Source organism: Serratia sp. BNK-17 (genome assembly GCF_048684935.1).
In the GTDB taxonomy this organism is placed as follows: Bacteria; Pseudomonadota; Gammaproteobacteria; order Enterobacterales; family Enterobacteriaceae; genus Serratia; species Serratia nematodiphila.
This window is the reverse complement of sequence record NZ_JBLQTR010000001.1, coordinates 232,431-251,044: the sequence shown is the minus strand read 5'-3', so window position 1 is coordinate 251,044 and position 18,614 is coordinate 232,431. Positions and strand designations below refer to the sequence as shown.

Annotated in this window: 20 protein-coding genes; 9 read left to right on the top strand and 11 right to left on the bottom strand. The window is 60.7% G+C overall.

Translation table 11 applies throughout. From position 1 onward, the window contains the following. Positions 1-8 precede the first annotated feature (8 nt). The gene (locus ACMGF7_RS01220; RefSeq protein ID WP_164095337.1) at positions 9-809 is read right to left on the bottom strand and encodes an alpha/beta fold hydrolase; all 801 of its coding nucleotides are present in this window, start codon (positions 807-809) and stop codon (positions 9-11) included. 236 nt (positions 810-1,045) lie between these two features. Between ACMGF7_RS01220 and ACMGF7_RS01215 the strand changes: the two genes are divergently transcribed. The 5 genes from ACMGF7_RS01215 to ACMGF7_RS01195 all read left to right on the top strand — a co-directional run bounded on the left by ACMGF7_RS01215 (position 1,046) and on the right by ACMGF7_RS01195 (position 6,539). Next, positions 1,046-1,801, top strand: a complete 756-nt coding sequence (locus ACMGF7_RS01215; RefSeq protein ID WP_025160012.1) for a CDP-diacylglycerol diphosphatase — start codon at positions 1,046-1,048, stop codon at positions 1,799-1,801. A 167-nt stretch (positions 1,802-1,968) separates the two neighbouring features. Then, the gene (locus ACMGF7_RS01210) at positions 1,969-2,493 is read left to right on the top strand and encodes a MarR family winged helix-turn-helix transcriptional regulator (RefSeq protein ID WP_025160011.1); all 525 of its coding nucleotides are present in this window, start codon (positions 1,969-1,971) and stop codon (positions 2,491-2,493) included. Then, entirely contained in the window at positions 2,490-3,824 is a 1,335-nt protein-coding gene (locus tag ACMGF7_RS01205) for a c-type cytochrome (RefSeq protein WP_197763657.1), read from the top strand. Before ACMGF7_RS01210 ends, ACMGF7_RS01205 begins: the two co-directional genes overlap by 4 nt. Before the next feature lie 16 nt (positions 3,825-3,840). After that, on the top strand, positions 3,841-4,293 hold the full coding sequence (locus ACMGF7_RS01200; protein ID WP_019453919.1) for a (2Fe-2S)-binding protein: 453 nt from the start codon (positions 3,841-3,843) through the stop codon (positions 4,291-4,293). A gap of 2 nt (positions 4,294-4,295) precedes the next feature. Then, positions 4,296-6,539, top strand: a complete 2,244-nt coding sequence (locus tag ACMGF7_RS01195; protein WP_049239932.1) for a xanthine dehydrogenase family protein molybdopterin-binding subunit — start codon at positions 4,296-4,298, stop codon at positions 6,537-6,539. A gap of 38 nt (positions 6,540-6,577) precedes the next feature. On the opposite strand, the gene ACMGF7_RS01190 is transcribed toward ACMGF7_RS01195, so the two are convergent. From ACMGF7_RS01190 to lsrK, 7 genes are all read right to left on the bottom strand, one after another. Then, positions 6,578-6,880, bottom strand: a complete 303-nt coding sequence (locus ACMGF7_RS01190) for a hypothetical protein (RefSeq protein WP_033642294.1) — start codon at positions 6,878-6,880, stop codon at positions 6,578-6,580. Continuing rightward, a complete protein-coding gene (locus ACMGF7_RS01185; RefSeq protein ID WP_015377071.1) occupies positions 6,877-7,512 on the bottom strand; it encodes an AAA family ATPase in 636 nt (211 codons plus the stop codon). The genes ACMGF7_RS01190 and ACMGF7_RS01185 overlap by 4 nt, the downstream gene beginning before the upstream one ends. A 271-nt stretch (positions 7,513-7,783) precedes the next feature. Then, complete coding sequence (gene yajD / locus ACMGF7_RS01180) at positions 7,784-8,125, bottom strand: HNH nuclease YajD (RefSeq protein ID WP_004939576.1); 342 nt, start codon at positions 8,123-8,125, stop codon at positions 7,784-7,786. 54 nt (positions 8,126-8,179) lie between these two features. Beyond that, the gene (locus ACMGF7_RS01175) at positions 8,180-8,641 is read right to left on the bottom strand and encodes a GNAT family N-acetyltransferase (protein WP_049239930.1); all 462 of its coding nucleotides are present in this window, start codon (positions 8,639-8,641) and stop codon (positions 8,180-8,182) included. Positions 8,642-8,695: 54 nt separating this feature from the next. Beyond that, positions 8,696-9,589 carry a LysR family transcriptional regulator gene (locus ACMGF7_RS01170; protein WP_015377073.1) on the bottom strand — a complete coding sequence of 298 codons (894 nt, stop codon included), beginning with the start codon at positions 9,587-9,589 and terminating at the stop codon, positions 8,696-8,698. A gap of 60 nt (positions 9,590-9,649) precedes the next feature. Next, positions 9,650-10,834 (bottom strand): MFS transporter, encoded by a 1,185-nt coding sequence (locus ACMGF7_RS01165; RefSeq protein ID WP_033633813.1) that lies wholly within the window; start codon positions 10,832-10,834, stop codon positions 9,650-9,652. A gap of 220 nt (positions 10,835-11,054) precedes the next feature. Further along, complete coding sequence (lsrK, locus tag ACMGF7_RS01160) at positions 11,055-12,620, bottom strand: autoinducer-2 kinase (RefSeq protein WP_015377075.1); 1,566 nt, start codon at positions 12,618-12,620, stop codon at positions 11,055-11,057. Positions 12,621-12,813: 193 nt separating this feature from the next. Between lsrK and lsrG the strand changes: the two genes are divergently transcribed. From lsrG to ACMGF7_RS01145, 3 genes are all read left to right on the top strand, one after another. Then, positions 12,814-13,107 (top strand): (4S)-4-hydroxy-5-phosphonooxypentane-2,3-dione isomerase, encoded by a 294-nt coding sequence (gene lsrG, locus ACMGF7_RS01155; protein ID WP_004939559.1) that lies wholly within the window; start codon positions 12,814-12,816, stop codon positions 13,105-13,107. An 87-nt stretch (positions 13,108-13,194) separates the two neighbouring features. Continuing rightward, positions 13,195-14,100: an EamA family transporter gene (locus ACMGF7_RS01150; protein WP_049239929.1), complete on the top strand. Its 906-nt coding sequence runs from the start codon at positions 13,195-13,197 to the stop codon at positions 14,098-14,100. Positions 14,101-14,183: 83 nt separating this feature from the next. Continuing rightward, positions 14,184-14,774, top strand: a complete 591-nt coding sequence (locus ACMGF7_RS01145) for a LysE family translocator (protein WP_015377077.1) — start codon at positions 14,184-14,186, stop codon at positions 14,772-14,774. Here ACMGF7_RS01145 and ACMGF7_RS01140 read toward each other — a convergent pair. Further along, on the bottom strand, positions 14,750-15,577 hold the full coding sequence (locus tag ACMGF7_RS01140; RefSeq protein ID WP_015377078.1) for an AraC family transcriptional regulator: 828 nt from the start codon (positions 15,575-15,577) through the stop codon (positions 14,750-14,752). The genes ACMGF7_RS01145 and ACMGF7_RS01140 overlap by 25 nt on opposite strands. A gap of 69 nt (positions 15,578-15,646) precedes the next feature. Here ACMGF7_RS01140 and ACMGF7_RS01135 point away from each other — a divergent pair, with 69 nt between their 5' ends. Then, the gene (locus ACMGF7_RS01135) at positions 15,647-15,865 is read left to right on the top strand and encodes a DUF7661 family protein (RefSeq protein ID WP_015377079.1); all 219 of its coding nucleotides are present in this window, start codon (positions 15,647-15,649) and stop codon (positions 15,863-15,865) included. Positions 15,866-15,873: 8 nt separating this feature from the next. Here ACMGF7_RS01135 and ACMGF7_RS01130 read toward each other — a convergent pair whose 3' ends face one another. Both ACMGF7_RS01130 and amyA read right to left on the bottom strand, forming a co-directional pair. Further along, positions 15,874-16,722, bottom strand: coding sequence for a PA4780 family RIO1-like protein kinase (locus tag ACMGF7_RS01130; protein WP_049239927.1), 849 nt, complete (start codon positions 16,720-16,722; stop codon positions 15,874-15,876). A 120-nt stretch (positions 16,723-16,842) separates the two neighbouring features. Further along, entirely contained in the window at positions 16,843-18,333 is a 1,491-nt protein-coding gene (gene amyA, locus ACMGF7_RS01125; protein WP_273875094.1) for an alpha-amylase, read from the bottom strand. Positions 18,334-18,614: the final 281 nt, after the last annotated feature.

Sequence of the window (18,614 nt, the reverse complement as noted above, 5' to 3'; positions counted from 1 at the left end):
GGAGAATCTCACCAAAACAGCGGAGTGGTGTTTTCAGCTAAAAACGCCAGCAGCGTTTCGTTGACCGCCGTCGGGTTTTCTTTGTTGCTGATATGGCCGGCGTTGGGGATCAGCACATGCCGACAGCCGAGAAGATCCGCCATGCGCTGGCCTTCCGTCGGTGGACGCGGTTTATCCTGCGCGCCGGTGATGACGATACTGGCGGCGGTGATGTTTTCCAGCAGCGCCAGCTTGTCGGGGCGACCGAAGATCATCCGGCCCAGCGGCACGATACTGTCGCGCAGCCGATCGGCGGGCAGGTTCTGCAGATGGGCCAGCAATGGCTGTGACAGCGCATCGGGCACCTCGTCGGAATAGAACTGCGTGGCGATATATTCCAGCAGAGGCGACGTGATGGCACCGGCCTGTTCCACGGCGGCCAGCATGCCCATATAGCGCTGCCGTGCCTCCGGCGTTTCGTCGCCCAGGTAGCTGTCCAGCAGCGCCAACACTTTCACCCGCTCCGGTGCCAGCGCCGCCAGTTCCGCGCCCCACATGCCGCCGACGGACAGGCCGACGATGCCGAACTCTGCGATATCCAAATGATCCATCAGCGCCAAATGATCGGCGGCGATATCCGACAGGCTGTTTCGCTCAGGCGGCAGCGCCGGGGAGTCGCCGTGGCCCCACAGATCAGGCACGATCAGGCGGTAACGTTTGGCCAGTGCCTCGAACTGCGGTGCCCACATGTTCAGATCGAACAGATAGCTGTGGCCCAGCAGCAACGGAAAGCCTGAGCCCACGTCGAGATAATGCAGGGATTTGCCCATCGTTGGCATCTTGTCGGTTCCTTATATAAAGAGAGTTCGGCTGCTTATATCACACTCATATTCAACCTGCGGTATTAATTTACCTTAAATTACTTAGGTAAACCCTTATTTTTAATTTCTCTTGATAACAAGACGTCAATGAAAGGTGACGCTAAGGATAATATTCTGGTGACGATAAGCGCCTTGGTTTATGCTGGCGCTCCTTTCGGTATGGAATAGATAAACAGGACGTCGCGATGAAAAGACTTTTCAGACTATTAATTATTTTGCTTGCCATTTTGCTGCTGGCGGCGGTGCTGTGGTGGTTTTTCGGGCGCGGCAATCCGAATGCGCTGTGGCAAATCGTCAGCCAACAGTGCGTGCCTAATCAGCAGCAGAACAACGATCCGGCGCCTTGCTTAAAGGTTGATTTAACCGAGGGTTATGTGCTTTTCAAGGATAGCAAAGGCCCTTACCACGATCTGGTGATGCCGACTGAAAAGGTCAGCGGTATCGAGAGCCCGGCATTGCAGACGGAGCACGCACCGCCTTATTTCGCTCAGGCCTGGAATAACCGTGAACATATATCCGGCGAGCTGGGTAAACCGTTAAAAGATGCGTGGATGTCTCTGGCGGTCAATTCGAAATATGGTCGCTCTCAGGATCAGCTGCATATTCACGTTGCCTGTTTGCGCCAGGATGTCTATAACGCGTTGGGTGAGCAGGCGCAGCAATTAGATCAACAGTGGCGGCCGCTGGCGGTGAAATTGGTCGGCCATCAATACCTGGCCAGAAAATTGGCGGGCACCGATTTAACCCAGGAAGATCCTTTCCGTTTGCTGAACAACTATGTGGTCGAACAGGGTGACAGCATCGGTAACTATGGCCTGGCGCTGGCGGTCAGCCCACAGGGCGAGATGCTGCTGTTGGCGAACCGTTTGAAGCTGACCGACCTGAATCTGGGCTCGGCCGGTGAAATTCAGGACTACCACTGCGCGGTGGCGGGGAACTGAGTTTTCTTATCGCTCCCCGTTGTCGGGGAGTGAATCCGTTAAAATACGTTATATCGATCTGTATTAATTACATTTTATTTTATTCTGCGACATCTGCTTGATCCCATCAGAACGTTCGATCTACTATTTGTTTGCACAAGCAAATAAATAATCGAGAGCCATCCGATATGTCTCAACCACGTAAACTTCCTGCTGCATTGGGCATCCATCTGGATGTCACCAACCGTCTATGGCGCACGGCGATGGACCAGTCGGTGAAAATGACCAATCTGACGCGCCCGCATTGGCTGGCGCTGAGTGCGATTGCCGATCTGGGTGATGGCTGCACGTTGAAAGACGTTTCGCAGCATTTGAACGCCGAAGTCTCGACGATGTCGCGCGCGCTGCTGTTTCTGGAAAAAAACCGGCTTATCGCTCGCGATGCCCTGTCCGAAGATAAACGCGCCAAAGGGGTGAGAATGACCGAGGCCGGGCAGGAGATGCTGGCGCAGTTGGATCATTCCAGCCAACAAGCGCGCCAAAAATTGCTTAACGGCATTTCGGCCGGCGATCTGGAGGCTTTTTACCGCGTATTGTTTGGCATCAAGCATAACGCGGTCGCGATGCTCGAACAGGAAAATCTGTTGCCGGACGAGTTTGCGCTGTTGGCGGAGGAACGAGCGGATGCGATGAAACCGGAGGGTGAAGCGTGAACGGCCGCTGGCGGAGAGCACGACAGCTGTGCGTTATCGTGTTGGGGATCTTTTCCTGCCCGGTCTTCGCCAGCCACAATGACCAACAGCTCATCGCACGCGGAAAATATCTGGCTATCGCCGCAGATTGCGCGGCTTGTCACCGCGGCAGCGCCCAACAGGACGCCCCCTATGTCGGCGGTTATGCCATCGCTTCGCCGATGGGCGATATCATCGCCAGCAATATCACGCCCGCCAAGGGGACCGGCATTGGCGACTACAGTGAGCAAGAGTTTCGCCGCGCGTTGACGCAGGGTATCCGGCGGGACGGCCAACCCTTGTATCCCGCCATGCCCTATACCGCTTATCGGGGATTGAGCGATGACGATCTGCACGCGCTGTATCGCTATTTTATGGCCGGGGTTGCCCCGGTCGATCGTGCGGTGCCTGAGAGCCAACTGGCGTTCCCTTTTTCCTGGCGTTATGCGATTCACGGCTGGAACTGGCTGTTTCTGGAAAAAACGCCCATCGATGAAGAGCAGAAGAAGGCGCGTGGTCGCTATCTGGTAGATGTTTTGGGGCATTGCTCGGCGTGTCACAGCCCGCGTAACGGGCTGATGGCGGAACGCCGCGATCGCTATCTGGCTGGAGGGGAGGCCGGCGGTTGGATCGCGCCGAATATCACCTCGGATCCCGTCAGCGGCATCGGCGGCTGGAGCCAGAAAGAATTGGTGCAGTATCTGCGCACCGGGCGCAATGACAAAGCCCAGGCGGCCGGCGGCATGGCGGAAGCGGTGGAGCATAGCCTGCGTTTCCTGAGTGACGACGACCTCGACGCCATCGCCGACTGGCTTAAACAGACGCCGCCGATCGTCACCGTGCAAGGAACGAAAGCGGCCTATCAATACCAGGGGGGCGGTGGTGAAGGCCGTGCAGCCGGGCAGGCGCTGTATGCCGCTGCCTGCGCCAGCTGTCATCGCCTGGGCGGCGAAGGCGCCTACGACGGCCATTTCCCTTCTTTGACTCACAATTCCACCGTCGGCAGCGAGCGGGCCAATAACCTGGTCATGGTAATGCTGCATGGCGTGCAGCGCCAGGGAGAGACGCTGCAAACCTGGATGCCGGGATTCGCCGATAGCCTGGATGATCGGCAACTGGCTGAGTTGGGCAACTATGTATTGCAGCAATTCGGCAATCCGGCAGTCAGGATAACGCCGGAGCAGGTGGGTCAGCTGCGGGCTGGCGGTGAGAAACCGCTGTTGATCGCGTCACTGCCTTATGTGTTCTGGGGCGGTGTATTGCTGACATTGATCGTCATCGGGGCGTGGGTGAAACGTCGGATGAAGCATTGATTGGGGGGAGGATGGCATGAAGTTCAATCTGAACGGCCAGGCGGTCGAATTTAACGGCGAGCCGGATACGCCGCTGCTGTGGGTGATCCGGGAACATTTTAAGTTAACCGGCACCAAGTTCGGCTGTGGTATCGGCGCCTGTGGTGCCTGTACGGTACATGTCGACGGTAAGGCAGTGCGTTCATGTTGCTATCCGCTGCAATTGGTGCGCGATCGGCAGGTGACCACCATCGAAGGGTTGTCCACCGATCGCAGTCATCCGGTGCAGCAGGCCTGGATTGCGGAGGATGTGCCGCAGTGCGGCTACTGCCAATCGGGCATGATCATGGCGGTCAGCGCACTGCTGGCGGAGCACCCGAGGCCGGACGACCGGCTGATAGATACGGGCCTGACCAATCTGTGCCGCTGCGCCACCTACCATCGAATCCGCGCGGCGGTGCATCGCGCCGCCGACAAGGGAGAACCCTAAGCATGGCGATCACCCGCAGAACCTTGATTAAAGGCAGCGCGTTGGCGGTGGCCGCCATGCTGTTGCCGATATCGACGCGCAGCGTGGCGGCCGTGGTTTCGCAGGACGCGGCGCCTCCGGACAACCAGTATGAATTGAACGATTGGATCTGGATCGATCGTGAAGGGCGCATCGTCATCGGCGTGTCGCAATGCGAGGTCGGGCAGGGGATCTATACCGGCCTGGCCGAGGTGGTGGCGGCGGAGATGGATGCCGATTGGGCGCAGGTGACGGTGAAATTCGTCACCGGTCGTGACGCCTACCGTCAGGTTGCCGGGGGCGAGGCTTTTGCACAGTTTGTCGCCGCCTCAACCTCAATGACCAAATTTTATCAGCGCGCCCGGTTGGCCGGCGCGCAGGCGAGAGATTTCTTTCTGCGTGCCGGCGCAAAACATTTTGCGCTCTCACCGCAGCAGTGCCGCACGGAGAAAGGCTGGGTGATTGAAGAGGGCGGGCAACGCAAGGTCGCCTATGGCGATCTGGTGCGCTATGCCGCCGAGCTGCCGTTGGATCCGCAGCCGGGATTGAAGAGCGAGGCGCAAGAGCGGGATGGCTTTATTGGTCAGCCGCTATTGCGGGTCGATACGCCGGAAAAAGTGGACGGCAGCGCGATTTACGGTATTGATATCGACCTGCCTGAGATGCTGATCGGCGTTCCCTGGATGGTGCCCGACCTCAGCGGAAAGCTGGTTGCCGTGCGTAATGAACGACAGGTTCGGGCCATGCCGGGCGTGGTGGATCTGGTGCTGACCCGGCAGTGGTCGATGAACAATATGGTCGGTTTGGATCACGATATGTCGCTCAATACGGTGATCGTGGTGGCGGCGAGCTACTGGCAGGCCAAAAAGGCGGCGGATTTGCTGGAGGTCGACTGGTTGCCGGGGGCAGGACAAGCGCTGACCGACAATGTGATTGCGGCGGAAAATCTGGCGATGCTGGACGGCGATACCTTGGTGTCGGCGGTCGATCGCGGTGAGGCGTTGGCGTTGATCCACGACGCTGAGCGGGGGGCGTGCCTGCATGAGGCTCGTTACAGCGCGCCTTATGTGGCGCATGCCACTATGGAGCCTTGCAACGCCACCAGTCATTACGGCGAGGGCCGTATCGAAACCTGGGGCCCTTTCCAGGGACAGGATATGGTGCGCAACGTTCTGGCGAAAATGTTTGGGCTGACGCCCTCGGATGTGGTGGTGAATACGACCTACCTGGGTGGCAGCTTTGGGCGCAAATATCTGCCGGATGCCGTGATGCATGCTACCGCCGCCTCACGGGCGGTAGGAAAACCGGTCAAAGTGATCTATCCGCGCGAGATCGACATGCGGCATGAATACTATCGTCCGGCCTGCATCAGCCATTATCGGGCGCTGTTGGATGAAAACGGCTACCCGCAGGCATTGTGGGCGCGCTATGCCGGGCAGTCGCTCTTCTGGCAAATGCGGCGCGAAACGGTAAACGAGGCCGGTGGATGGGATGAAAGTATGGTGGAGTGCGTTTACAGCACGCCATATCGCATCCCTCACCTGAAGGTAGAGGCCGGCATCGTCGAACAGCCGATCTCCCTGAGCTATCTGCGCGGCGTCGGCAGCGTCGCCAGCCTGTTTTTTTTGGAAAGCTTCATCAGCGAACTCAGCTATAAGGCCAACCGGGATGAGTACCAATATCGGCGGCATCTGTTGCAGGACAACCCGGAAGCGTTGCGTGTACTGGACGCGACCGCGGCGGCGGCAGGTTGGCAGCACGAACCGCCGCCGGGCGTTTATCGCGGTATGTCGTGCAATATTTGGGTCGGCCGCAATAACGCTTTCACCACCTACGTCGGTTTGGTGATTGAAATCGCCATTCAGGAAGGGCGACTGCGGGTGCTCCGTGCGATATGTGCGATTGACTGCGGCAAAGTGATAAACCCGAATCTGGTGCGCGCCAACGTAGAGGGGGGCATCGGTTTCGCGTTGACCACCTGTCTGCACAGCGAACTGCATTTCGAACGGGGCGGCGTGGTGGAAGGGAATTTCGATCGTTATCCGCTGCTTGCGCTCGCTGAAATGCCGAGGGTGGAAGTGGTCGTGCTCGACAGCGCGCGTGCGCCGCAGGGATGCGGGGAAGTGTCGACTGCGGTGGTCGCCCCGGCGATGGCCAGCGCGCTGCATAAGGCTACAGGCAAAACCTATCGTACTATGCCGTTCCCGCGCCGGTTTTCATCCGTTTAACGGCCCGCCGGCCTGGTCAGCCGGCGGCTGCCGTGCGGTCAGAGCTTTTTCAGCAATGCCAGCAGTTGCGCTTCGCTTTTTTCTGCCAACCCGTCGATCGCCAGCTTGATGATGTCTGAGCGGGTGATGCGCACAATGCCGTTGCGCGCCGCCTGCACGATCACCTCATCGATGGCTTCGATGTGGTTGTCCGTCAGGCTGACGGAAATCGCCTTATAGGTGCGCTTGCGGCCGGCCGGCTTGGCTTCCGGCGCGGGCGCCGCAACCGGCAACGTATGCGAGGTGGCGCTGTTGATGAATTCGTCTTCCGACATGCGGTGGGTGGGGGTGCGCTTCTTCACAGGATCACCTCTTTCACCAGGCATTCGATCTCGGCCTGCGCCTTTTCGTTGTTCGCCTCATGCACGGTGATGGCTTCGCCCCAGGCGTCGCGGTAAATTTTGCGGTCGCACAGGCGGTGGCTCACCAGGGTGAACTCCGGGTATTCGCTCAGCACCTGCGCCGCTTCGTTGGCTTCATTAATGAAGATATTGGTCGGGCACATGTTCAGCACAATGTAGCCTTTGACCTTCTCGTTGTATTCCTGCGCGGTGGAGAACATCTCCGACAGGTAGCCGATGGTGTCGAGATCCATCTGCGAAGGGCGCAGCGGCGAGAGGAACAGATCGGCGGCCAGCAGGCCGGAGCGCAGTTCGGCGCTGTCGCGGCCGGCGGTGTCGACGATCACGTAGTCGTAATGGCGATCCAGCTCCAGCAGCGTTTCCTTGATTTTGCCCGACGCGGCCACCACCGGAATGTGCGGCAGCCCCTCGACGTTCTGACGGTCGTTGTACCAGGTCATGATCGATTTCTGGTCGTCGGCATCGACGATGATCGCCGTCTTGCCTTGCTTAAGAATCAGATACCCGGCGATATTCACCGCTTTCGTCGACTTGCCGACACCGCCTTTTTGCGAGCCAATCAGAACAATCATGCTGCCATCTCTCAAGTTATTAAGCAGGTAACTTATTAAGTTAATGCGCTTATTAGGTTGATAATCAAACAGGTTAACAAGAACAACTCGCGAACAATATGCACCAACTGCGGCGGCTTGCCAAGCCAGTATGTCGTTAACTGTGCAGCTTATTTTGCTCTGGATGGCCCGGATGGGTAAGTAGGAATTCTCTGGGAAGTGGCGATGCGGAGGGGGATTTTATTAATTTAACAGCTTAATAAGTTAGTGGCTCATTAAGCTGTTGTAGACATTATTTCTTCATCATCGCCTTCAGGTTGGCGAACGGGTTGTGGGTGGCGACGCCGATATCTTTTTGCGCATCTTCACCGGCCACCACCGTCGAACCGTATTGATCGGCCTCGGTGTATTTCGAGTGTTCGTGGTCGTGGCAATACAGGCACAGCATTTCCCAGTTGCTGCCGTCTTCCGGGTTGTTGCTGTGATCGTGATCGATATGGTGCACCGTCAGCTCGCGCAGGTTGGAATAAACGAATTCGCGTGAGCAGCGCCCACACACCCAGGGGAACAGTTTCAGCGCTTTTTCGCGGTAGCCGGTTTCCAGCTTCGCATAGTTTTTGGGGATATAGGCCATGGTGGTTGTCCGTCGGGAATCAATATGCGGCCAATAATACCACAGTGCGTGCGGCTACAACGTGCGGCTCATCACCGTGACGGTTTCACCGGCGATCTGGCGTTGCTCCAGAGGGCGCCAGCCGAGTTTCTGATACAGCGTCTGCTGGTCGGGCGTATACAGATACAGTTCGCTGATGCCCTGGGTTCGGCCGTGCTCGATGCAGCGCGCGATCAGGTTGCGGGCGATGCCTTGGCCGCGGTGCTGCGGGTGGGTAAAGACTTCGCTCAGCCAGTATTGGCGCTCCGGTTTATCTGTCAATTCATACCGCGTCAAACTGGCGGTGCCGACGATCTGTTGCTGCGGCGACAGCGCCAGCAACACGACGCCTTGGCTCTCGGGCGCACAGCGTTCAGCCAGCCGCCGGCTGATGGCGTCGCGGTTGCTCCACTGCGCAAAGGCGCCCCATTCCTGATGCAGTAATTCGGCCAGTTCGTCAATGCGCTGACGATGTGCAAGCAGCGGTTCGATATGCATGGTTTGCCCGTTTTTATTGTCCGTAAGAGAAGCCACTATAGCCGGGGCGATCGGTTAATGAAACGTCTCCACCGCCCAGTCGATGAACGCCCGCAGCTTGCCGCTGAGGTGGCGATTGGACGGGTAGACCACGTACATCTGCTCCGGCGGCGGCTGCCAGTCGTGCAGCAGGCTGACCAGCTCGCCGCGCTCGAGGTGTGGCTGCGCCATAAACCGATAAATCTGGATGATGCCTAATCCGGCCAGGCTCGCCGCCAGCAGCGCGTTGCCTTCATTGATGCTGACCGGGTAGCGCTGCTGGATGGCGATCTCTTTGCCGCGCTCGACATAGCGTTGCGGATGGATGCGGTCGTTGACCGGATGGCGGTAGTGCACCATCGGAAAGCCCTGTTCCAGATCGCACGGGTGGCGCGGGGTGCCGTGGCGCGCCAGATAGGCCGGGGTGGCGCAGCTGACCCAGTCCAGATCGAACAGACGCCGGGCGATCAGGCTGGAGTCGGCTAATGGGCCGCTGCGGATCACGCAGTCGGCGCTGTCGCTGATCAGATCGATAACGCGATCGCCGATGCTGAGATCGATTTGGATTTGCGGGTAGCGTTCCAAAAAGCCGGGCAGCGCCGGCAACAGCAGTTGGCGAGCGGTGCCGCTGCCGGTGTCGATGCGCAGCACGCCCTGCGGAGAACTTTGCGACTCGGTCAGGCAGCCCTCCATCTGCTCCAAATCCGCCAGCCATTTCACCGTATTTTGGTAATAGCATTCGCCTTCGCGGGTGACCGACACGCTGCGAGTGGTGCGCTGAAACAGCTTGGTCTGCAGGTGATCCTCCAGATTTTGGATCAGCTTGGTGACCGTCGCTTTCGGCATGCCCAGCGAATCGGCGGCGCGGGTAAAGCCGCCGGTTTCCACCACGCGGTTAAATACCCGGATAGCGAGCAAATGATGGTCCATAGGGTTCTCAACGCCATGCCCCGGCGGTGACCGGGGCATGTTTCTGCAGATAGATAATGATTAACACTGTTTAGCGCCAATCGCGCCGGAGCGCAAGCTGAGGCCGAACACCAGCGTGGCGGAGAGGATCAGCGCGCCGCCGAACAGCATGGCGCTGCTGACGCCCTGCCAGTCCACCACCTCGCCGCCCAGCAGCGCGCCGGAGGCCAGCGCGATCTGGATGACGCACACCAACAGCGCCTGGCCGGCTTCCGGCGCCTGCGGCACCGCGGCGAACATCCAGTTGGTGGCGCACACCGGGACGGCGCCAAAGGCCAGCCCCCACACCAACACCATCAGCGTGGCGCCGGCGAGGCCGCTGAGCAGCGGCGAAACGATCAAAATGCCCGCCAGCATGGCGGCGATCAGAATAAAGGTGGCGCGCAGGCTGTATTCCCCCAGACGCTCGCCGAGGAAAGTGCCCAGCAGGCCGATGGCGCCATAGGCCAACAGCTGCAGCGAGATCGCCGACGGGCTGAGCACGAACACCTGCTGCAGCAGGGGCCGCAGATAGGTGTAGGCGGCGAAGTGGCCGATGAACAGCAGCACGATGGCGATCAGGCCGATGCGCGCCATCGGCAGGCGCAGCGGCAGTACCAGATCGCGCGGTGTGACCGGCCGGGACGGTGGCACCGAGGTCAGCAAACGCAGCTGCGCCAACAGTACGCCGACCGCCAGCGCCGCACCGCCGAAGAAGGCGGCGCGCCAGCCAAACAGATCGCCGATCAGCGCCCCGGCCGGCACGCCGCACACCGCGCCGACCGAGATGCCGCTGAGGATCAGCGCGGTGGCGCGGCCCTGGCTGGCTTCCGGCACCAGATGGCGGCCGTAGTTGGCGGCGAACGACCAGAAGCCGCCGACGCAGATGCCCAGCAGCACGCGGCCCAGCAGCATCATCGGGAAGTTGACGGCCAGCGCTGCCACCAGGTTGGACACCATCAGCAGCAGCGACAACCCCAGCATCAGCAGGCGTCTGTCCAGCCGGCCGGAAGCCAGGCTCAATACCGGTGCGGCCACCGCCGCCACGATGCCGGGCATGGTGACCATCAACCCGGCGGTGCCGGTGCTGACACCGAGCGAAGGGGCGATGTTGGTCAGCAGGCCGATCGGCAGAAACTCGGTGGTGACCATGACAAAACAGGCGACCGTCAGCGAGAAGATCGCCGGCCACGGGGATGATGCAGGGTTATCTTTATTATTCAGCATAATGCCGCTCGTCTCAGGTGAATGCGCAGGCCGCGCGCGGGGCGCGGTGTGACCGAAGTCACAATCTACGGCAGGTGCAAGTCGCGGATAAATCCATCTTCGGTGGTTACACTGTTTCTGAGGGGGAACAATCGCGGCAGTGAGTTAAAGCGCGGCTTGCGCCGCGCCGAGGGGAAAGGAATAAAACGGCATAAGGTTATGACCGAATGCCGCGCGGCGCTTACAGCCCCGGCGCTTTCCACAGCGAGGTGGTCAGGCCGTTGTCCACCAGCGTCAACTGATCGGCGTAGATCCGCCGCCAGGTTTCTTTCTGTTCCTGATACAGCGCGTGGTGGGTCATGTCCGGCTGATGCTCGCGCTCCCAGCGCACCAGGCGCTCGCCGGTTTCGGCCAGCGATGCGTACAGCCCGGCGCCGACGCCGGCGGCGATCGCGCAGCCCAGCGCGGTGGCCTCTTTCACCACCGGCACCCGCACCGTCAGCCCGGTGACGTCGCTGAGGATCTGGCTCCACAGCTTGCCCTTGGCCCCGCCGCCGGCGAACACCAGCGAACGGGCCTGCACGCCGGAGAAGGCGGCGATCTGTTCCAGATTGCAGGCGGAGACGATGGCGGCATTCTCCTCCAGCGCACGGAACAGCGTCTGTTTGTTGCAACGCTCCGGGTCGATCGACATGTTGATGAACGACGGCGCTGCGTGATACCAGGTTTTGAAATGCATGGCGTCGGAGAAAATCGGCATCACGCCGTAGGCGCCCGGCGGCACTCTGGCCGCCATCTCTTCCAGCAGGCTGTAGGCGTCGACCCCCAGCCGCTCCGCCAGCAGTTTTTCTTCCGCGCAGAAGGCGTCGCGGAACCAGCGCATGGTCAGGCCGGTAAAGAAGCTGATGGATTCTGCCTGCGCCATGCCGGGAATGACGTGGGGGTTGATGCGGATGTTCATCTCCGGATCGATGGCCGGCTCCGGCAGGTTGACGATTTGCTGCCAGAAGGTGCCGCCGAGCACCGCCGTCTGCCCGGCGCGCACGATGCCGAGCCCCAGGCTGCCGAGCTGCACGTCGCCGCCGCCCATCACCACCGGGGTGCCGCGCAGCAGCCCGCTCTCCTGCGCCGCCTGTTCGGTGACGCGCCCCAGCACGCTGCCGGTCTCTTTCACCGGCGACAGAATATCGGCGCGCAGGCCGGCCATGTCGAGCAACGCCGGCCGCCAGTCGCGGCTGGTCAGATCCAGCATGCCGGTAGTGCCGGCGTTGGAAGGATCGACCGCCAGTTCGCCGCTCAGCATGTTGGCCAGCCAGTCGCTGATCATGGTCAGCGTCGCCGCCTGGCGGTAGATGTCCGGCCGATGGTGCGCCAGCCACAGCAGACGCGGCATGGCGCTCAGCGCCAGCGTCTGGCCGGAGTGCTGGTACACCTCGCGTTCGAAGCCGTGGTTGTGCAGCTCTTTCAGCTCGCTGACTTCGTGGCTGGCGCGTGCGTCGACGTTGGCGCAGGCCCAGATCGGCACGCCGTTGCGGTCGTACAGCACGATGCCTTCACGCATCGAGCAGCAGGCCACCGCGCGGATCGCCTGAGCGCTCAATCCTGCACGTTGCATCGCCTGGCGGATGCACTGGCAGGCCAACTGCCAGTTGCGGCTGAGGTCAAACTCCATCGAGCCGGGCACGCCCGGCACCGCGAGGTGTTGCCACTCCGCCTGGCCGTGCGCGATCTGGTTACCCGCCAGATCGAAGATCACCGCGCGAATGCTGCCCGTTCCTGCGTCCAGCGCCATCAAGTAGTTATCCATAGCCTATGCTCTCAGGGGGAGGAATGTTAACTATAGATGCCGCCGCCTTACCCCGCCGGGGGAGGAGTGGGCGTCGCCGACGCGATTTGTGAGCCAGGCGGCAAAATTGCCGTTGCGGCAGGGCAATCGACGGGAATAAACCTATGGTTGGAAAGCGCCATGTTACGGCGCGCCGTTTAAACAAGGAGTTGCCATGCACGTCACATTGGTTGAGATCAACGTTAAACAAGACAAAATCGACGAATTTATCGATGTTTTCCGCGCCAATCACCTGGGCGCGATCGAAGAGCCGGGCAACCTGCGCTTCGATGTGCTGCAGGATGAACAGATCCCGACGCGGTTTTACATCTACGAAGCCTATCGCGACGAGCAGGCGGTGGCGGCGCACAAGCAGACCCCGCACTACCTGCAGTGCGTGGAGAAGCTGGAAGCGCTGATGACCGGCCCGCGCAAGAAGACCACCTTTATCGGCCTGATGCCTGAATAATCGCCGGCGTTTGCCGGTGTCCATGCGCCCGGTTTGGTTGTAACCTGCAAGGCAAAGCGAATTTTCAATGGGATAAGCGGGGCGAGGATGACATTGCGCGATCGGCTGTTGGCGCTGTTGGTGGTGGTGATCTGGGGCGTGAATTTCGTCGTGATCAAGTTCGGTTTACTGGGTATGCCGCCGTTTCTGCTGGCCGGGATGCGTTTTTTACTGGTGGCGTTGCCGGCGATCTTCTTTATCCCGCGCCCGACTATTCCGTGGAAATGGCTGCTGCTGTACGGCATGACCATGAGCTTCGCGCAGTTCGCGTTTTTGTTCGTCGCCATCAAGGTGGGCATGCCGGCGGGGCTGGCCTCGCTGGTGCTGCAGGCGCAGGTGTTCTTCACCCTGCTGTTGGGCGTTGTGCTGATGGGAGAAAAGCTGCGGATCAACCATTTCGTCGGCATCGCTATCGCCAGCGGCGGCATGCTGGTGCTGGCGCAGGCCAGCCTGCATAAGCCGGGCAGCGGCGCGGTCCCTCTGGCGGGCCTGCTGTTGACGCTGGCGGCGGCGTTTTCCTGGGCGCTGGGCAACTTGACCAACAAGAAGATCCTGGCCGGTTTCCCGCAGCGTAATATCTTATCGCTGGTGGTGTGGAGCGCGCCGATCCCGGTCGTGCCGTTCCTGGCCTGCAGCTGGCTGTTCGACGGCCCTGAGGTGGTGCTGAGCAGCCTGAGCCATGTGCAGGTTGGCACCTGGCTGGCGGTGGCCTATCTGGCGTTCGCCGCCACGCTGTTCGGTTATTCGGTGTGGGGCAGCCTGCTGGGGCGCTATGAAACCTGGCGCGTTGCGCCGCTGACGCTGCTGGTGCCGCTGGTCGGGCTGTTCGCCGCCTGGCTGTTGCTGGACGAAGCGTTGTCGCCGGCGCAGTTCGGCGGCGCATTGCTGGTGCTGGCCGGCATGGCGGTCAACACCTTCGGGCTGCCGCGCCGCCGGGCCGTCGCCGTGCGCTAAACCGAATAGGGTAATTCTGTTCAATACGCTGTCGGCGGCGGTCGGCATTCTGGTGCCTGTGAATATTTTCTCAGGTGTCCATCATGAATATCTACCTTTCCATGGCCGCGTTTGCGCTGGCGGCCTCCATCACTCCCGGCCCGGTCAACATCGTCGCATTGAGCGCCGGGGCGCAATTCGGCTTTGGCGCAACCCAGCGCCATGTGTTCGGCGCCACGCTGGGGTTTACCCTGTTGCTGGTGCTGCTGGGATTGGGCATGCACCAACTGCTGATCCTGTGGCCGGGGCTGACCCGCTTGATCCAGTGGGCCGGCGTGGCCTTTCTGCTGTTTATGGCCTATCGGCTGGCGTTTGACGACGGCAGACTGGGCAACGGCGCGGCGCAGGCGCCTTCCTGTTGGTACGGCGCGCTGATGCAATGGCTGAATCCCAAGGCATGGCTGGCGTCGGTGGCCAGCCTCGGCGCCTTTGTCGGCGACGGTGACATTCGGCTGCTGTGGCAGTTCGCCGGGCTCTACTTCGTGATTTGCTATGCCTCGGTAGCCTGCTGGGCCTATGTCGGCGCGATGCTGCGCGGCCTGCTCAGGCAGGCGCGCAACGTGCAGCGCTTTAATCGCGCGATGGCGGCGTTGCTGGCGGCCAGCGCTTGCTATCTGTTGGCAGAGGGTTTTTGATACTGGCCGGGCGTGGCGGCCAACAGCTGTTTGAAGGTGCGCTGAAAGTGCGCCTGATCGGCAAAGCCGCTTTCGCTGGCGGCCGCAGCGATCGGCAGGCCGCTTTTCAAGAGCCGATGGCCGTGCTGTACGCGGCGGTTGACCAGATAGGCGTGCGGCGTCATGCCGTAACGCTGGCGGAAGGCACGGATCAGGTAAGAAGGGGACAGCGCGGCGGCGCGGCAAATGTCGTCCAGCGTCAGCGGCCGGGTGCAGTGCGCGTCGATAAACGCCGCTGCCGCCTCCAGCCGGGTATGCGGTGGCGTCTCCGGCTGGCGGACATCGCCCAGCCCGAGCTGCAGGGCGCTGAAATACTCCACCATGGCGATCTGTTTTTCCAGCGCGCTGCACAGCGGATCCGTCAGCAGCGCATAAAGCCGGTTCAGCCCGTGGAACAGCGCCGGATCGCGGCTGAGCGGCTGGCTGAACGGAACAAAACGGTCGCCCTCGCCGCCGAGCAGCTCCTGCTGCAGCGCGCCGAGCCAGGCGAGATCGAGATAGAACATGACGTACGACCAACGGCGATCGGCGATGGGGTTGCAGGCGTGCGCCTGCTGCGGGTTGATGACAACCAGATCGCCGGCGCTGACCTGCATGCGTCGTTCGCCGTTGACATAGGTGCTGACGCCGCCGGTGATGGCGCCGATGGAAAAGAATTCGTGGCTGTGCAGGCTGTAGCACACCTGGCGGCCATCCGCGATGGCGCGGGCTTCGACGAACGGCAACTGCGGATCGCGCCAGAACTGCGGCGTTTTTTCACTCATACGCTTTCCTTTTCACTGCGGCGGCATCACAGTGTTATAGCCTGAAAGCGACGAGTGGGGGAATGGCGGATGATGATTTTTAACGTGTTCGGCCGTCTGCTGGGCGTGAAGCGCATCGGGGACGAATGGCGGCTGTTCCGCGTGACGCTGCCGGAGCGCAAATATGCTCCCAGCTACGATATCGTGCTGCCGGCGGATCTGCGCGAAGAGGAGATCGCCGGCTATCTGGGGGATATTTATCACGAGGCCGCCACGCCGCAGCGGCCGGAGGTGTTTCGCGTCGAATAGCGCGGCCGTTACTCTTCCGCGTTGCGCGCCATGAGGCGGCGCTGGTGTTCCTCGCTGGCGGCCTGGATCTCTTCCAGCACCGAGCCGACGTCGGCGCGCTTCTGGATTTCGTTGAACCGGCCGCTGAGGGCGCTGTCCGGCGTCAGGTTGCCTTCCTGATACAGCGCCCAAATCTCTTTGGCGTATTGGCTGTCGCGCAGTTCCGGCGCGAACTGGCCGTAATATTCGGCCAGATTACCGATATCGCGCTCGAACATGCTTTTGGCGTGGTTGTTGGCGGCGGCGTCCACCACCTGCGGCAGATCGATGATCACCGGTCCGTCTTTATCCATCAGCACGTTGAATTCCGACAGGTCGCCGTGCACCAGCCCGGCGCACAGCATGCGCACCGCGTAGTTCATCATCAGGGCGTGATCGGCGCGCGCCTGTTCCGGCGTCAGGATGACATCGCTCAGGCGCGGCGCCACCAGGCCTTCTTCGTCGGTGATCAGCTCCATCAGCAGCACGCCGTCCAGGCAGATATCCGGCTGCGGCACCCGCACCCCGGCCTTGGCCAGCAGATACAGCGCGTCCACTTCGGCGTTTTGCCAGGCTTCTTCCTGCTGCTGGCGGCCGAATTTGGAGCCTTTGCTCATGGCGCGCGCGTCGCGGCTGTTGCGCACCTTGCGCCCTTCCTGATAGTGGACGGCCTGCTTGAAGTTGCGCTTCTCGGCCTCTTTGTACACTTTGGCGCAGCGGATCTCATCGCCGCAGCGCACGATAAACACGTCGGCTTCTTTGCCGCTTTTCAACCGGCGGATGACGTCGTCGATTAACCCGTCATCCACCAGCGGCTGGAGTCGTTTTGGAATTTTCATGCAGCCTTGTACCCTATTTAGGCTCCGGTGTGAATGGCTTGCGCAGTTGATAGCGTAAGTTAGACCCGAAAGGCAAACATTAGTTTTGCCGCCGCGTCATCATTACGCGGCGGCGGGCGATCAGAGGCTGGCGGCCGGCACCCAGACGCTGACGCTGCCGGCGTTAACCGGGAAATGGGCGCTGCCCTGGTCGTCGGCGGTGATTTCCTCCGGGCGGTTGCCGAGGAAATCGCGCCAGGCGGTGTGCGCGAGATCGGCGCCGAGCGTAACCGTCTTGCCGCTCTCGCCGCCGTTGGTCAGCACCACCACGCAGCCGGGAGCCTCGGCAGTGCCGGCGCGGCTGAAGGCCACGCAGTGGCTGTCGTCGAAGTAGTCGGTTTGCGGGCCGTTGGCGAAGCGCTGGCGCGCGGCGATCAGCTTCTCCAGCTCCGGGATCGCCGGCATGTCGATCTGGTATTCACCGCCGTCGCGCCCCTTGTCGCGGTAGCTGGCGCCATACAGGTCGGGGTAAAACACGCAGGGCACGCCCTGTTCGCGCAGCAGGATCAGCGCGTAGGCCAGCGGTTTGAACCAGGGTTCCACCGGCGCTTCCAGCGATTGCAGCGGCTGGGTATCGTGGTTGGCGACCAGCGTCACCGCGTGGGCCGGATCGGCGGCGGTCAGGGTATCGGTGAAGATCTGCGCCATGTCGAAGCCGTCGCCCTGTTTCGACGCCTGATGAAACTTCAGGTGCAGCGCCACGTCGAACAGCATCACCTTGCCGTCCACCAACTCGATGTATTGTTGCAGCGCGCCGAGATCGTGCGACCAGTATTCGGCAACGATAAACAGGTCGCGTTGCGCGCTGCCGCGCACGTGATCCGCCCACTCTTTGAAGAACCAGGCGGGAATGTGTTTGGCGGCGTCGAGGCGGAAGCCGTCGCACGGCAAGGTTTCCAACAGCCAGCGCGCCCAGTATTTGAGCTCCTCCGTCACGGCGGTATTGCGGAACTCCACGTCGGCGCCCATCAGATAGTCGTAGTTGCCTTTCTCGTCGTCGACCTGATCGTTCCAGCCGTCGTCGCCATAATCGTTGGCGATTTTGAACACCCCTTTGTCGTCCGGCTGCTCAACATAGTCGACGCCGCTGAAGCATTTGTAATCCCAGATAAATTCGGAATGCACGCCCTGGCGGCCGGGGAAGGTGAAGCGGGTGTAGGCCAGCGCGTCGAAGCCCTGATCGTCAATGTCGTTGCGGTTGTTGGCGTCCACCTTGAACACGTGCACCCGTTCTTTCTCGTCCGCGCCGAGCTTGTGGTTGAACACCACATCGTAAAGCACGCCCACGCCGTGTTCGCGCAGCGTATTGGCGGCATGTTCCAGCGCCGCCTTGTCGCCGTATTTGGTCGCCACGCTGCCTTTCTGGTCAAACTCGCCCAGATCGAACAGATCGTAAGTATCGTAGCCGACGGAGTAGCCGCCGGAAGCGCCCTTGCAGGCGGGCGGCAGCCACAGATCGGTGATGCCCAGTTTGGCCAGGTGCGGGGCGCGCTCGGCGGCCTCCTGCCACAGTTTGCCGCCGTCGGGGTAGTACCAGTGGAAGAATTGCAGCAGGGTGGTTTTTTTCGTCATGAGCCAGCGTCCCGGTTAGCCAGAAGGAGAGAAGCAGTTAAAGCATGGGCTACTTTTGGCAAAAGGGACAATGGTGCAGGGAAGCGCGCGAAGGCAGGCGTAAATATGTAACCGACGTTGACGAGGTAGCGCTTGAATTGTTGCTATCAAGTTTTTACGTTTTAAATTTTATCTTTTAAATTTCAAATGGATATTTATTTTATTTTTTGTTTTACCCACTTTTGCCGTTTTTATGCTCACTTTTATTGGATTTTTATTTCAACTTTAAATCTTAGTATGAT